General features: G+C 50.2%; 13 protein-coding genes. 6 read left to right on the top strand and 7 right to left on the bottom strand.

The window, feature by feature from the left end; translation table 11 throughout:
* Nucleotides 1–136 precede the first annotated feature (136 nt).
* The 4 genes from scpA to scpC are packed head-to-tail and all read left to right on the top strand — an operon-like array spanning nucleotide 137 to nucleotide 5,569.
* On the top strand, nucleotides 137–2,281 hold the full coding sequence (gene scpA, locus A9180_RS16910; protein ID WP_064529770.1) for a methylmalonyl-CoA mutase: 2,145 nt from the start codon (nucleotides 137–139) through the stop codon (nucleotides 2,279–2,281).
* Nucleotides 2,274–3,269 (top strand): methylmalonyl Co-A mutase-associated GTPase MeaB, encoded by a 996-nt coding sequence (gene meaB, locus A9180_RS16905; protein ID WP_064529769.1) that lies wholly within the window; start codon nucleotides 2,274–2,276, stop codon nucleotides 3,267–3,269. The genes scpA and meaB overlap by 8 nt, the downstream gene beginning before the upstream one ends.
* Before the next feature lie 10 nt (nucleotides 3,270–3,279).
* The gene (scpB, locus tag A9180_RS16900; protein ID WP_064529768.1) at nucleotides 3,280–4,065 is read left to right on the top strand and encodes a methylmalonyl-CoA decarboxylase; all 786 of its coding nucleotides are present in this window, start codon (nucleotides 3,280–3,282) and stop codon (nucleotides 4,063–4,065) included.
* A gap of 25 nt (nucleotides 4,066–4,090) precedes the next feature.
* Entirely contained in the window at nucleotides 4,091–5,569 is a 1,479-nt protein-coding gene (scpC, locus tag A9180_RS16895) for a propionyl-CoA:succinate CoA transferase (RefSeq protein WP_064529767.1), read from the top strand.
* On the opposite strand, the gene srsR is transcribed toward scpC, so the two are convergent.
* From srsR to argO, 3 genes are all read right to left on the bottom strand, one after another.
* The gene (gene srsR, locus A9180_RS16890) at nucleotides 5,566–6,462 is read right to left on the bottom strand and encodes a LysR family transcriptional regulator SrsR (RefSeq protein WP_064529766.1); all 897 of its coding nucleotides are present in this window, start codon (nucleotides 6,460–6,462) and stop codon (nucleotides 5,566–5,568) included. The genes scpC and srsR overlap by 4 nt on opposite strands.
* A 170-nt stretch (nucleotides 6,463–6,632) precedes the next feature.
* Entirely contained in the window at nucleotides 6,633–7,373 is a 741-nt protein-coding gene (locus A9180_RS16885) for an oxidative stress defense protein (RefSeq protein WP_064529765.1), read from the bottom strand.
* Between the two features lie 92 nt (nucleotides 7,374–7,465).
* A complete protein-coding gene (gene argO / locus A9180_RS16880; RefSeq protein WP_074399610.1) occupies nucleotides 7,466–8,101 on the bottom strand; it encodes an arginine exporter ArgO in 636 nt (211 codons plus the stop codon).
* Between the two features lie 115 nt (nucleotides 8,102–8,216).
* On the opposite strand from argO, the gene A9180_RS16875 reads away from it, so the two are divergent.
* A complete protein-coding gene (locus A9180_RS16875; RefSeq protein WP_064529764.1) occupies nucleotides 8,217–9,260 on the top strand; it encodes a C4-dicarboxylate TRAP transporter substrate-binding protein in 1,044 nt (347 codons plus the stop codon).
* A 41-nt stretch (nucleotides 9,261–9,301) separates the two neighbouring features.
* On the opposite strand, the gene mscS is transcribed toward A9180_RS16875, so the two are convergent.
* The 4 genes from mscS to epd form a co-directional block, all read right to left on the bottom strand.
* Entirely contained in the window at nucleotides 9,302–10,177 is an 876-nt protein-coding gene (mscS, locus tag A9180_RS16870) for a small-conductance mechanosensitive channel MscS (RefSeq protein ID WP_064529763.1), read from the bottom strand.
* Between the two features lie 361 nt (nucleotides 10,178–10,538).
* The gene (gene fbaA / locus A9180_RS16860) at nucleotides 10,539–11,618 is read right to left on the bottom strand and encodes a class II fructose-bisphosphate aldolase (RefSeq protein WP_000034372.1); all 1,080 of its coding nucleotides are present in this window, start codon (nucleotides 11,616–11,618) and stop codon (nucleotides 10,539–10,541) included.
* A gap of 90 nt (nucleotides 11,619–11,708) precedes the next feature.
* A complete protein-coding gene (gene pgk, locus A9180_RS16855) occupies nucleotides 11,709–12,872 on the bottom strand; it encodes a phosphoglycerate kinase (protein WP_064529761.1) in 1,164 nt (387 codons plus the stop codon).
* A 48-nt stretch (nucleotides 12,873–12,920) separates the two neighbouring features.
* Nucleotides 12,921–13,940, bottom strand: a complete 1,020-nt coding sequence (epd, locus tag A9180_RS16850) for an erythrose-4-phosphate dehydrogenase (protein WP_064529760.1) — start codon at nucleotides 13,938–13,940, stop codon at nucleotides 12,921–12,923.
* A gap of 372 nt (nucleotides 13,941–14,312) precedes the next feature.
* On the opposite strand from epd, the gene A9180_RS16845 reads away from it, so the two are divergent.
* Nucleotides 14,313–14,744 carry a PPC domain-containing DNA-binding protein gene (locus A9180_RS16845; protein WP_064529759.1) on the top strand — a complete coding sequence of 144 codons (432 nt, stop codon included), beginning with the start codon at nucleotides 14,313–14,315 and terminating at the stop codon, nucleotides 14,742–14,744.
* Nucleotides 14,745–14,756: the final 12 nt, after the last annotated feature.

The following is a 14,756-nucleotide window of genomic DNA, read 5'->3' as shown; positions in this document are numbered from 1 at the left end:
ACGTCACAAAACAGACAAATCTCACACGGCAAAAAAAGACGCCCCATTACATTTTTTTTGCTGGCGACAAACCCGTATAAAAAGCTCACCGTAAGCGCAAACCCCCTAATTTTTATTGCGTTTTATGGAGCAAATAATGTCAAACGTGCAAGAGTGGCAACAGCTTGCCAACAAGGAGTTGAGCCGTCGGGAGAAAACCGTCGACTCGCTGGTTCAGCAAACGGCGGAAGGGATCGCCATCAAGCCACTGTATACCGAAGCCGATCTCGACAATCTGGAAGTGACCGGTACCCTTCCTGGCTTGCCGCCCTACGTTCGTGGTCCCCGCGCCACTATGTATACCGCCCAACCGTGGACCATCCGTCAGTATGCCGGTTTCTCGACAGCAAAAGAGTCCAACGCTTTTTATCGCCGTAACCTGGCTGCCGGGCAAAAAGGTCTTTCCGTAGCATTTGACCTTGCCACTCACCGTGGCTATGACTCCGATAACCCGCGCGTGGCGGGCGATGTTGGCAAAGCGGGCGTCGCTATCGACACCGTAGAAGATATGAAGGTGCTATTCGACCAAATCCCGCTGGATAAAATGTCGGTTTCGATGACCATGAACGGTGCAGTCCTGCCAGTGCTGGCCTTTTATATCGTGGCGGCAGAAGAGCAAGGCGTTCCCCCTGATAAACTGACGGGTACAATTCAGAACGATATCCTCAAAGAGTACCTCTGCCGCAATACCTATATTTACCCACCGAAACCTTCTATGCGCATTATCGCTGACATTATCGCCTGGTGTTCCGGCAATATGCCGCGCTTCAATACCATTAGTATCAGCGGCTACCACATGGGCGAAGCTGGTGCGAACTGCGTGCAACAGGTGGCGTTTACTCTCGCCGATGGGATTGAGTACATCAAAGCCGCTCTCTCTGCTGGCTTAAAAATTGATGACTTCGCCCCGCGCCTGTCATTCTTCTTTGGTATCGGCATGGACCTGTTTATGAACGTCGCCATGCTGCGCGCCGCACGTTATCTCTGGAGCGAAGCAGTAAGCGGATTTGGCGCCAAAGATCCGAAATCGCTGGCGCTGCGCACCCACTGTCAAACCTCCGGCTGGAGTCTCACCGAACAGGATCCCTATAACAACGTTATCCGCACCACAATTGAAGCGTTGGCAGCCACCCTTGGCGGAACTCAGTCGCTGCATACAAATGCCTTTGACGAAGCGCTTGGTCTGCCGACCGATTTTTCGGCACGTATTGCCCGTAACACCCAGATCATTATTCAGGAAGAGTCTGAACTCTGTCGCACCGTCGATCCACTGGCCGGTTCTTATTACGTTGAGTCGCTAACCGATCAGATCGTGAAACAGGCCAGAGCCATCATTGATCAGATCGACGAAGCCGGAGGCATGGCGAAGGCGATCGAAGCAGGTCTGCCAAAACGGATGATCGAAGAAGCGTCTGCCCGTGAACAGTCGTTGATCGACCAGGGTAAACGCGTGATCGTCGGCGTCAACAAGTACAAGCTGGATCACGAAGATGAAACTGATGTCCTTGAAATCGACAACGTGATGGTACGTAACGAGCAAATTGCTTCGCTGGAACGCATTCGCGCCTCCCGTGATGATGCCGCCGTAACTACCGCGCTGAACGCCTTGACTCACGCTGCACAGCATAACGAAAACCTGCTGGCTGCCGCTGTTAATGCGGCTCGCGTTCGCGCGACGCTGGGTGAAATATCCGATGCGCTGGAAGCCGCTTTTGATCGTTATCTGGTACCGAGCCAGTGTGTTACTGGCGTCATTGCGCAAAGCTATCATCAGTCGGAAAAATCAGCCTTCGAGTTTGATGCAATTGTTGCGCAAACGGAGCAGTTCCTCGCGAATAATGGCCGTCGCCCACGCATTCTGATCGCCAAAATGGGACAAGATGGACACGATCGCGGGGCGAAAGTCATTGCCAGCGCCTATTCCGATCTTGGTTTCGACGTTGATTTAAGTCCTATGTTCTCCACGCCGGAAGAGATCGCCCGCCTGGCAGTGGAAAACGATGTTCATGTGGTGGGCGCGTCCTCGCTTGCAGCTGGACATAAAACGCTGATCCCGGAACTGGTTGAAGCCCTGAAAAAATGGGGGCGCGAAGATATTTGCGTGGTCGCCGGTGGCGTTATTCCGCCGCAAGATTATGCCTTCCTGCAAGAGCGTGGCGTGGCGGCGATTTACGGCCCTGGTACTCCCATGCTCGACAGCGTGCGTGATGTGCTAAACCGGATTAGCCAACATCATGATTAACGAAGCCACGCTGACAGACAGCATTCGGCGCCTACGTCTGGGTGAGCGTGCTACGCTCGCCCAGGCCATGACGCTGGTTGAAAGCCGCCACTCTCGCCATCAGGCACTCAGCACTCAACTGCTTGATGCCATCATGCCGTTTTGTGGTAACGCCCTGCGACTGGGCGTTACCGGCACGCCAGGAGCAGGAAAAAGTACCTTTCTTGAAGCCTTCGGCATGTTACTGATTCACCAGGGGCTTAAGGTCGCAGTGATTGCCGTCGATCCCAGCAGCCCTGTAACCGGTGGCAGCATCCTTGGGGATAAAACTCGTATGACCGAACTGGCGCGTGCCGATGCAGCGTTTATTCGCCCGGTTCCGTCATCTGGTCACCTTGGCGGCGCCAGTCAGCGGGCGCGGGAGTTAATGCTGTTATGTGAAGCGGCGGGTTATGACGTGGTGATCGTTGAAACCGTCGGCGTCGGGCAGTCAGAAACGGAAGTCGCCCGCATGGTGGACTGCTTTATCTCGCTACAGATTGCCGGTGGCGGCGATGATCTCCAGGGCATTAAAAAGGGTTTGATGGAGATGGCAGATCTGATTGTCATCAACAAAGATGATGGTGATAACCACACGAATGTCGCCATTGCCCGCCATATGTACGAAAGCGTTCTGCATATTCTGCGTCGAAAATATGACGAATGGCAGCCCCAGGTCCTCACCTGTAGTGCACTGGAAAAATGCGGCATCGATGAGATTTGGCGCGCAATTATCGATTTCAAAACCGCACTGACCACCAGCGGTCGTTTACAACAGGTGCGGCAACAACAATCGATGGAATGGTTGCGTAAACAGACCGAAGAAGAGGTGCTGCACCACCTGTTCACTAATGAAGATTTCGATCGCTATTACAGCCAAACGCTATTAGCGGTCAAAAATAATATGCTCTCGCCGCGCACAGGTTTACGGCAGCTCAGTGATTTTATCCAGACTCAGTATTTTAATTAAGGGAATTTTTATGTCTTATCAGTATGTTAATGTAACCATCATCAGCAAAGTGGCGGTCATTGAGTTTAACTATACCCGCAAACTCAATGCGTTAAGTAAAGTCTTTATTGATGATTTGATTCAGGCATTAAACGATCTCAACCGTCCAGAAATCCGCTGCATCATTCTGCGCGCCCCAAGTGGTTCCAAAGTCTTTTCCGCAGGTCACGACATTCATGAGTTGCCATCAGGAGGTCGCGATCCGCTCTCTTACGATGATCCACTACGTCAAATTACCCGCGTGATCCAAAAATGCCCTAAACCGGTAATTTCGATGGTCGAAGGTAGCGTCTGGGGTGGCGCATTTGAAATGATCATGAGTTCTGATCTGATCATCGCCGCCAGTACTTCTACCTTCTCAATGACGCCAGTCAACCTGGGCGTACCGTATAACCTGGTGGGGATCCACAACCTGACTCGCGACGCGGGTTTCCACATTGTCAAAGAGCTGATTTTTACCGCTTCGCCAATCACCGCCCAACGCGCGCTGGCTGTTGGCATTCTCAACCACGTTGTTGAGGCCGACGAACTGGAAGATTTCACCTTACAAATGGCTCACCACATTTCCGAAAAAGCACCGTTAGCCATTGCAGTAATCAAGGAAGAGCTGCGCGTACTGGGTGAAGCACACACCATGAATTCAGATGAATTTGAGCGTATTCAAGGGATGCGTCGGGCGGTTTATGACAGCGAAGATTATCAGGAAGGTATGAACGCCTTCCTGGAAAAACGTAAACCTAATTTCGTCGGTCATTAATGATCCACGAACTAAGGAGCAAAGGATGAATATTACCCGGACAAGGATGACCGCCGATGAAGCGGCGGAAATTATCCAGCACAACGATATGGTGGCATTCAGTGGTTTTACCCCTGCGGGTTCGCCCAAGGCTCTTCCTGTCGCCATTGCCCGTCGCGCCAATGAACAACATGAGGCGAAAAAACCGTATCAAATTCGCCTGCTGACCGGAGCGTCGATTAGTGCCGCCGCCGATGACATTCTCTCTGAAGCTGACGCCGTTTCATGGCGCGCGCCATATCAGACATCATCGGGATTACGTAAAAAGATCAATCAGGGGGCGGTTAGTTTTGTTGATCTGCATTTGAGCGAAGTGGCGCAAATGGTCAACTACGGCTTTTTCGGCGACATTGATGTTGCGGTAATTGAAGCCTCAGCCCTCGCTCCGGATGGTCGCGTCTGGTTAACCAGTGGGATCGGTAATGCCCCGACCTGGTTGCTGCGTGCAAAGAAAGTGATCATTGAGCTCAATCATTATCACGACCCTCGCGTCGCAGAACTGGCGGATATTGTGACTCCTGGTGCACCACCGCGGCGCAATAGCGTTTCGATCTTCCATGCGATGGATCGCGTCGGTACACGTTATGTACAAATCGATCCGAAAAAAATTGTCGCCGTCGTGGAAACCAACTTACCTGATGCAGGTAACTCGCTGGATAAACAAAATCCCATGTGCCAGCAAATCGCCGACAATGTGATCACCTTTTTGTTGCGTGAAATGGCGCAGGGGCGCATTCCGCGGGAATTTCTGCCACTGCAAAGTGGGGTAGGCAACATCAATAATGCGGTAATGGCGCGCCTGGGTGAAAACCAGGATATTCCTCCGTTTATGATGTATTCGGAAGTGCTACAGGAGTCTGTGGTTCATCTTCTGGAAACCGGTAAAATTACCGGCGCCAGCGCCTCCAGTCTGACAATTTCTGCCGACTCACTGCGCAAGATTTACGCCAATATGGATTACTTCGCCAGCCGCATTGTGTTACGTCCGCAGGAGATTTCCAATAACCCAGAAATTATCCGCCGCCTTGGTGTTATCGCTCTGAATGTCGGCCTCGAGTTTGATATTTACGGACACGCCAACTCAACGCACGTAGTCGGCGTTAATTTAATGAATGGTATCGGTGGTAGCGGCGATTTTGAACGCAATGCTTACTTGTCGATCTTTATGGCGCCATCTATCGCCAGGGAAGGTAAAATCTCAACCATCGTGCCTATGTGCAGCCATGTTGATCACAGCGAACACAGCGTGAAAGTGATCATCACAGAACAAGGGATCGCCGACTTGCGTGGCCTCTCTCCACTTCAGCGCGCGCGCACAATCATCGATAACTGCGCGCATCCTATGTACCGTGACTATCTGCATCGCTATCTGGAGAATGCGCCCGGCGGGCATATTCACCACGATCTTAGCCACGTTTTCGATCTGCATCGTAATTATCTCGAAACTGGCTCAATGCTGGGTTAATCGCTCGTACCGTCACGATCTTCAGCAATTTGCTGTAGCAGCGTGGCGGTATAGCGATGATTTTTCAGTGAATAAAGATATTCCTGCATATACATTGGCGTATGCGGTGCATCAAAATATTTCAACGTAGCTGGGTTCACCAGCCGCCATGCAAAATGTGGGATCACCGTAAGAAAATGTCCATGCTCAACGGCGCTGATTTTGGCCATAAAACTGTATGGGCGATAAATAATTGTTGGATTGATCCCACAAGGGCGCATGTTCGCATCAATCATCGCTTCATAATTAGCACGGTTTTGAAAGCGCATCTGTAACCAGGGCAGCTCCTGTAATAACTCCTGCTCCTGACGCTCTTCATAACGGCGAGAAACGAGAAACCCCAGTCGTAGCGGCGGTAGTTCACTCATTGTTAGATTATCCAACCCCTGTACACGAGCGGAAACATGCTGCGGAGAGATAATAAAATCAAGCTGACGATAGAACAGATTGTCGATAACCTCATTTTCGCTGAACTCAACCGGCTGGGCCGTCACACCTTCATACTTATCCCCCAGGCTAATTAACTGATCAAAAATAATCGTCGGATAAGTATTATCGATACCAATCACAATTTCACGAGAACGACGTCCGGAATTATGAATTTCATTATCGATAGCAGAAAGCCGTTGGTAAACCGGGAAGAGTTTTTGATAAAGCTCCTGCCCGGCTTTATTAAGACTGATATTATTATCTTTACGGGTAAATAATGTATAACCAATTTGTTCCTCCAGGGCGGAAATACTTTTGCCGAACGGTGAAGCAGTCATATGTAACTTTTCTGCCGCCCGGGCAATATTATTGGTTTGCGCTAATAAAATAAAATTGCGCATCTTTTTCGAAATAAAAATATCCATCGCCGCTTCCTCCAAACATCCCTGTCCGCTTAACCGTTTCAGTCAGTTCATCCTTAATGAAATCGCAAGCAAAAATAGGTGCTTACGTCATGGTTTTACAGAAAATTACAGAAAAAAGAGGCGATATCAGATAAAGACATTAGCCCGACAAATAAGTCGGGCTACAAGTATTATTGTGCGGCAGGTGTTTTAGCGGGCTGTTGATCCACTGGTTCTAACTGGAAGACCACATCGACCTGATCATCAAACTGAATAGCGGCCTGCTCGTAAGTTTCCTGGGCGGAAACCGGCGCGGCATCGGCTTTCATCATGCGTACCATTGGGCTGGGCTGATAATTGGAAACATGGTAGCGCACGCTATATACCGGCCCCAGTTTGCGATTAAAGCCGTTCGCCAGCTCCTGAGCCTGATGAATCGCGTTATCAATCGCTGCCTTACGCGCTTTGTCTTTATAGGCATCCGGCTGCGCCACGCCCAACGACACAGAACGAATTTCGTTGAGTCCGGCCTTCAACGCGCCATCCAGCAAGGAATTCAGTTTGTCTAACTGACGAAGCGTGACTTCCACCGTTCTCACGGCACGGTAGCCTTTCAGGATACTTTTACCATCCTGGTAATCGTAGTCTGGCTGGGTACGCAAATTCGCGGAACTGATATCTTTTTTCGCGATCTGATTGAGTTCAAGGAAAGAGATATATTGCGCGACGCGCTCATCCGCCTGCTTCTTGGCAGACGCGGCATCCTTCGCCGTCACGTTAACTTCAATAGCAAGAATAGCGATATCAGGCACCGCATCAACGCTTGCCGTTCCTGAAGTGACAATGTGCGGACCATCCGGTAGTTCATTGGCCTGTACTGCCATCCCGCTGAAACCCATCAATGCCGCCAGGGCGATAACTTTGAACTTCACGTTAGTCTCTCCGTGTTAATTGACTTGCCCAAAATTCAGGACCTCTGGAGGCAAGCTTAGCGTCTCTGTTTTATTTTTCCATCAGATAGCGCCTAACTGAACAAGGCTTGTGCATGAGCAATACCATCTTTCGCCAGTTGCAGAGCAATAAACCACATAACGCAGCCCACCACAAAATTGATGATGCGCTGTGCTTTTGCCGTGCGCAGACGCGGTGCCAGGCAGGCCGCTAATAACGCCAGGCCAAAAAACCACAGGAAAGAGGCGCTAATCGTCCCGAGCGCAAACCAACGTTTTGGCTCGACATCAAGCTGCCCGCCCAGGCTGCCCAATACCACAAAGGTATCCAGGTAAACATGCGGATTCAGCCAGGTTACCGCCAGCATAGTGGCAATAATTTTCCAACGTCCCTGCTTCCTCACTTCAGCACTGACCAGCTCAATATTACTGCTCATCGCCGTTTTAAAAGCACCAAAGCCATACCACAGCAAGAAAGCCACACCGCCCCAGGTCACCAGCGCCAGCAACCACGGTGACTGCATCAATAACGCGCTACCACCAAAAATCCCGGCGCAAATCAGGACCAAATCGCTCATCGCGCAGAGCAAGGCAATCATAATGTGGTACTGGCGGCGAATGCCCTGATTCATCACAAAAGCATTTTGTGGGCCGAGCGGCAGGATCATAGCCGCACCAAGTGCAAGGCCTTGAAAGTAATAAGATATCACGTAATTTATTCCGGGCTAATTATCTGATGCGCAGACTATAGCGCGGGAATAACATTAGGGATAATTGATAATATTAATATAGTATAAGTTTAATTAATAAACTGAGGGAACAGATATGCACTACCGACAATTACTCCCCTTTCTTTTATCAGGATTACTTCTGATATCTCCCCCCAATTTTGCCACAGAAAAAATCCTGCGCTATACCGATCATGAACCCTTTGGTGGAATGCGTACCCAACTGATTCAAGAGACATTTTTTGCAGAAATTGAAAAAGAGTCGCAGGGACGTTTGAAAATTGAACCACACTGGAACGGTGAAACCGCCATCAGCTATGATGCACTGGCGACGATAAGCGATGGCGGCAAAGCTGATATGGGTATAGTGGTGCCGGAATACACAGCGAAACAATTACCGCTTCATCAAATCTTCAAGAGCTTTGCTATTGGCCCGGATCATGGAGCCAGTCAGGTTGAATTCTTTCGTCGCGTATATGCGGAAATTCCCGAATTTAACGCTGAACTTGAGCGTAACAATGTCGTGAACTTACAATTTTTCCTTGGCTACCCGGTAGGCTTTTTTTCCACCAAACCCATTCAGACATTAACCGATCTTCAGGGAACCACCTGGCGCACAGCCAGTTTCTGGCATCGGGCTTATTTAAGTCATACGGGAGCAAAAACCGTAACCTTACCGTGGAATGAGCAAATCACAACAGCCCTCCGTGACGGGCAACTCGATGGCTTAATGGTCAATCTCGATAGCGGATATGACATCCATGCTGAACGTGCTGCGCCGAATGTGTTGCTATCTCCTTCGCTCTGGCTCGGCCATGTTTATCTTTTGACGATGAATAAACACACCTGGGAAAGCCTCAGTACTCAAGATCGCGAGGCGATTCAACGAGCAGCCATTACAACCCAGAAGGCGCTAGGCCAGGCATTAGATAACAATCTGATCAACATGGTAAAAACGCTCGAGCAGGAAGGTGTACATGTTCGCTATCTGAAAAAATCAGAACTGGACGCCTGGCAGAAAGCGATTGATTATCAGCAAGAGCAAACTCAGTGGGTAGAAAAGCAAAAGACTGAAGGCGTGGACAATGCCGGGGAAGTCATACAAAAAGTTGCCAATATACTTGATGAAACAATGCGTTAATTGGGTAATGCGCCCATAACTTCTATGGGCGCTTTACATGATTAACGTGTTACCGCTTCGCGCTCTTTATTTTCTTTCACTCGCTTGAAGTTCACATCCATTTGCGGATACGGGAAGCTGATACCTGCGGCATCAAACTCGCGTTTAATACGTTCCAGCACATCCCAGTAAACGTTTTGCAGATCGCCGCTGTTGCTCCAGACACGGACGACGAAATTAATCGACGATGCACCAAGTTCGTTCAGGCGTACGGTCATTTCGCGATCTTTCAGAATACGATCGTCAGACTGAATAATATCGGTCAGGATTTGCTTAACCTGATCGATATCGGAATCATACGCCACGCCAATAATAAATTCGTTGCGGCGTGCAGGCTCACGGGAGAAGTTAATAATATTTCCGGCAATAATTTTTCCGTTCGGAATAACAATTATTTTACCGTCTGCAGTACGCATGGTGGTGGAGAAAATCTGTACGCTCTGCACTGTACCGGCAACACCGCCGAGGTCGACATATTCACCGGCACGGAACGGGCGGAACAGCACCAGCAACACGCCAGCGGCCAGGTTAGACAGAGAACCCTGCAACGCCAAACCTACAGCCAAACCTGCGGCACCCAGCACGGCGATAACCGATGCGGTTTGAACGCCCACGCGACCTAACGCTGCGATCAGCGTAAAGGCAATAATCGCATATCGGGCTAATGCAGAGATAAAATCAGCAACGGTGGCATCTATGTTACGGGAGATCATCAGGCGATTCACCGCGTTGGAGATCATCCGCGCGATAATCAAACCAATGATGATGATCGCGAGAGCCGCCACGATGTTTACAGCATAACTCAGCAACAGCGCCTGGTTGTTCACCAACCAGGAACCTGCACCGTGTATGCTATCGACAACATTCAAATCTTCCATTCAATATTCCTTTTCAACTGACTCAAAATGGAGAAATACACTCCGCCGCCTTATGACGGGCTGTCTGACAAGGGTAAACAATAAAGCATAATTTTGCCAAATAGATCACAGATTTCTTAGGTGCATCACCTTGCTTTTGGCGAAAAAATCCCCTCTATCCTGGCGGCCTCAGATTGTTGACAAAGTGCGCTTTGTTCATGCCGGATGCGGCGTGAACGCCTTATCCAGCCTACGCAAGCATGCAAATTCAATATATTGCAGAGATCACGTAGGCCTGATAAGCGCAGCGCATCAGGCAATTTTGCTTTTGGCGAAAAAAAGACCCGCAGAGCGGGCCTTGAGAAAAGCAGAAAGGAATATCTTACAGAACGTCGATCGCGTTCAGTTCCTGGAATGCTTTTTCCAGACGAGCGATCATTGAAGTCTGACCGGCACGCAGCCATACGCGCGGATCGTAGTATTTCTTGTTCGGCTGATCTTCGCCTTTCGGGTTGCCCAGCTGGCCCTGCAGGTAAGCTTCGTTCGCTTTGTAGTAGTTCAGAACACCTTCCCAGGTCGCCCATTGGGTGTCGGTATCGATGTTCATTTTAACTACACCGTAGCTTACGGAGTCTTTGATTTCCTGAGCAGTAGAACCGGAACCGCCGTGGAATACGAAGTTCAGGCTGTTGTGCGGCAGGTTGTGTTTCTTGGAAACATATTCCTGAGAGTCGCGCAGGATGGTCGGGGTCAGAACGACGTTACCCGGCTTGTATACGCCGTGTACGTTACCGAAGGAAGCTGCGATGGTGAAGCGCGGGCTGATTTTGCTCAACTCGGTGTATGCGTAATCAACGTCTTCCGGCTGGGTGTACAGTGCAGAAGCGTCCATGTGGCTGTTGTCCACGCCGTCTTCTTCACCACCAGTGCAACCCAGTTCGATTTCCAGAGTCATGCCGATTTTGGACATGCGCTCCAGGTATTTAGAGCAGATTTCGATGTTCTCTTGCAGAGATTCTTCAGACAGGTCGATCATGTGAGAAGAGAACAGCGGCTTACCAGTAGCAGCGAAGTGTTTTTCACCCGCGTCCAGCAGACCGTCGATCCACGGCAGCAGTTTCTTCGCGCAGTGGTCGGTATGCAGGATAACCGGAACACCATAGTGTTCAGCCATCTGGTGAACGTGATGCGCACCAGAGATCGCCCCCAGGATAGCAGCGCCCTGCGGAACGTCAGATTTCACGCCTTTACCAGCGATAAAGGAAGCACCACCGTTGGAGAACTGAACGATAACCGGCGCTTTAACTTTAGCAGCGGTTTCCAGTACGGCGTTGATGGAGTCAGTACCGACGCAGTTTACTGCTGGCAGTGCGAAGTTGTTTTCTTTTGCTACCTGGAAAACTTTCTGTACGTCATCACCAGTGATTACGCCAGGTTTTACGAAATCAAAAATCTTAGACATGTCTCTTGTCCTGTATCGTCGGGCTGTAGAAAAAGTGCGTGCTACATGAGCGCGCTGAAACAAGGGCAGGTTTCCCTGCCCTGTGATTTTTTACTTCTTAGCGCGCTCTTCGAGCATCGCTACTGCAGGCAGTACTTTACCTTCCACGAATTCGAGGAATGCGCCGCCGCCAGTGGAGATGTAGGAGATTTTGTCAGCAATGCCGAACAGGTCGATTGCTGCCAGAGTGTCACCGCCACCAGCGATGGAGAACGCTTCGCTGTCTGCGATAGCGTTAGCCACGATTTCAGTACCTTTACGGAAGTTCGGGAATTCGAACACGCCAACCGGGCCGTTCCACAGAATGGTTTTCGCATTCTTCAGGATTTCAGCCAGTTCCTGAGCGGAAGCGTCGCCGATATCCAGGATCTGCTCGTCAGCTTTCACGTCGTTAACAGATTTCAGAGTAGCCGGAGCAGTTTCAGAGAACTCGGTTGCTACGCGAACATCAGACGGAACCGGAATGTTGCAGGTAGTCAGCAGACGTTTAGCTTCGTCAACCAGGTCAGCTTCGTACAGGGATTTACCCACATCGTGGCCTTGTGCCGCGATAAAGGTGTTAGCGATACCACCACCAACGATCAGCTGGTCAGCGATTTTAGACAGGGAGTCCAGAACGGTCAGTTTGGTAGAAACTTTAGAACCACCAACGATAGCCACCATCGGACGAGCCGGTTCTTTCAGCGCTTTACCCAACGCGTCCAGTTCAGCTGCCAGCAGCGGACCTGCGCACGCAACGTCTGCGAACTTACCGATACCGTGAGTAGAAGCCTGCGCACGGTGAGCAGTACCGAATGCGTCCATTACGAATACGTCGCACAGTGCAGCGTATTTTTTGGACAGGGTTTCGTCGTCTTTCTTCTCGCCTTTGTTGAAGCGAACGTTTTCCAGAACAACCAGTTCACCTTCAGCAACGTCAACGCCGTCGAGGTAATCTTTAACCAGGCGAACCGGGTTAGACAGTTTTTCTTTCAGGTAGTTAACAACCGGCAGCAGAGAGAATTCTTCGTTGTACTCGCCTTCGGTAGGACGACCCAGGTGGGAAGTGACCATCACTTTTGCGCCTTGTTTCAGGGCCAGTTCGATGGTTGGCAGAGAAGCACGGATACGCGCGTCGCTGGTTACTTTCCCGTCTTTTACTGGTACGTTCAGATCCGCACGGATAAATACACGTTTCCCAGCAAGATCCAGATCGGTCATCTTAATTACAGACATGGTGAATCCTCTCGTTGATTCTAAAAGTTTTGCAGACGCGCACGCGTCTTACCTGAAAGCAACAGCGGCCATGGCTAACGTTGTGTCTAGCATTCGGTTAGCAAAGCCCCATTCGTTATCGCACCAGACCAACGTTTTGATCAGGTGTGCGCCACTGACCCGGGTTTGAGTGCCATCGACAATGGCACTGTGCGGATCGTGGTTAAAATCTATCGAGACTAACGGCAATTCCGTATAGTCAACTATACCATGAAATGCACCTTGTGCTGCTTTTTGCAGCAACTGGTTGACTTCATTGGCTTTTACAGGTTTCTTCACCGTCACGCTTAAATCGATTGCCGTCACATTAATGGTTGGCACACGCACCGCAATCGCTTCAAAACGATCGTTAAACTGCGGAAAAAATCGTGTGATACCCGCGGCCAGTTTGGTATCGACCGGAATGATCGACTGACTGGCTGCCCGGGTGCGGCGCAGGTCAGGATGGTACGCATCAATAACCTGTTGATCGTGCATGGCGGAGTGAATTGTGGTCACAGTGCCGGACTCAATACCGTACGCATCATCTAACAATTTGATGACGGGAATTATGCAATTCGTGGTACAGGAAGCGTTAGAAACGATGCGGTGTTCCGCACGAAGTTGATCCTGATTGACGCCATAAACAACCGTAGCGTCAAGATCGTTACTGCCAGGATGTGAAAAGAGCACTTTTTTGGCCCCGGCGGCAATGTGCGCTTCGCCATGCTCGCGGGTGCCATATACGCCGGTGCAGTCGAGAACCACATCAACACCGAGTTCACGCCAGGGAAGCGATTGCAGTGAGCGTTCATGCAATACGCGGATGGCATCGTCACCAACAAAAAGTTGGTCGCGTTCCTCACGGACTTCCCATGCAAAACGGCCATGGCTGGTGTCATATTTCAACAAATGCGCCATGCCCGCAGCATCCGCCAATTCGTTGATTGCCACCACGGTAATTTCCGCCCGACGTCCTGATTCATACAAAGCACGAACCACATTACGCCCGATGCGACCGAAGCCATTTATCGCTACGCGTACGGTCATAGATCTCCTGCAAGGCTTTCCCTGAGCAAATTTGCCAGACAGAGTAATCCAGCAAATCGTTCGGGGAAACCTTACCTGTCGCAAACTGCGACTGATTGGTTAATTGTCGAACATTTAATCGACTGAAACGCTTCAGCTAGGATAAGCGAAACATGGAATAAAAGGAATGATTGTCCAGTCAAAGAAGACAATTATCTGACTTACGTCACATTTTCAGGCCTGATGCGTTGGAATTTATTCCACTTTTGCAGAATCACGAATAAGCGTAGCAAAATCTTTTCGTTGTGCCGTCACAAACCCTGATTTATATCAGAATATGACTGATACAGCGTCGATATCATCCGCAATACGTCCGAGTTTCGGAGTACTCCAATGATGACATTGCCCTACCCTTATTCTTCCTCCGCACGCTTTTACACGCTGCGCCTGCTCCCCGGGCAGGAAGTTCTCTCCCTATTACATTCCTTCGCGCAACAGCAACAGCTCCACGCCGCATGGATTGCCGGTTGTACCGGCAGTCTAACTGACGTCGCCTTGCGCTATGCCGGGCAAGAAAACACCACTCTCCTCAGTGGAAAATTTGAAGTGATCGCACTGAACGGCACGCTGGAACACACTGGCGAGCATCTTCATCTCTGCGTTTCGGACCCACACGGCGCGATGCTTGGCGGCCACATGATGCCTGGCTGTACCGTTCGTACCACGCTTGAACTGGTGATCGGCAGCCTTGAGGAACTGGCGTTTAGCCGCCAGCCTTGCGCGCTTTCTGGTTACGACGAGTTGCATATTTCCCCCATTAAATAACTATTTTCAGAG

Source organism: Escherichia sp. B1147 (assembly GCF_001660175.1).
GTDB classification, from domain to species: domain Bacteria; phylum Pseudomonadota; class Gammaproteobacteria; order Enterobacterales; family Enterobacteriaceae; genus Escherichia; species Escherichia whittamii.
The sequence above is the reverse complement of the archived record's forward strand: the minus strand, read 5'-3'. Positions and strand labels throughout refer to the sequence as shown.

Coding starts and splice junctions, on each gene's coding strand:
- scpA (WP_064529770.1), top strand. CDS start 137: ATGTCAAACGTGCAAGAGTGGCAACAGCTTGCCAACAAGGAGTTGAGC.
- meaB (WP_064529769.1), top strand. CDS start 2,274: ATGATTAACGAAGCCACGCTGACAGACAGCATTCGGCGCCTACGTCTG.
- scpB (WP_064529768.1), top strand. CDS start 3,280: ATGTCTTATCAGTATGTTAATGTAACCATCATCAGCAAAGTGGCGGTC.
- scpC (WP_064529767.1), top strand. CDS start 4,091: ATGAATATTACCCGGACAAGGATGACCGCCGATGAAGCGGCGGAAATT.
- srsR (WP_064529766.1), bottom strand. CDS start 6,462: ATGGATATTTTTATTTCGAAAAAGATGCGCAATTTTATTTTATTAGCG.
- A9180_RS16875 (WP_064529764.1), top strand. CDS start 8,217: ATGCACTACCGACAATTACTCCCCTTTCTTTTATCAGGATTACTTCTG.
- mscS (WP_064529763.1), bottom strand. CDS start 10,177: ATGGAAGATTTGAATGTTGTCGATAGCATACACGGTGCAGGTTCCTGG.
- fbaA (WP_000034372.1), bottom strand. CDS start 11,618: ATGTCTAAGATTTTTGATTTCGTAAAACCTGGCGTAATCACTGGTGAT.
- pgk (WP_064529761.1), bottom strand. CDS start 12,872: ATGTCTGTAATTAAGATGACCGATCTGGATCTTGCTGGGAAACGTGTA.
- epd (WP_064529760.1), bottom strand. CDS start 13,940: ATGACCGTACGCGTAGCGATAAATGGCTTCGGTCGCATCGGGCGTAAT.
- A9180_RS16845 (WP_064529759.1), top strand. CDS start 14,313: ATGATGACATTGCCCTACCCTTATTCTTCCTCCGCACGCTTTTACACG.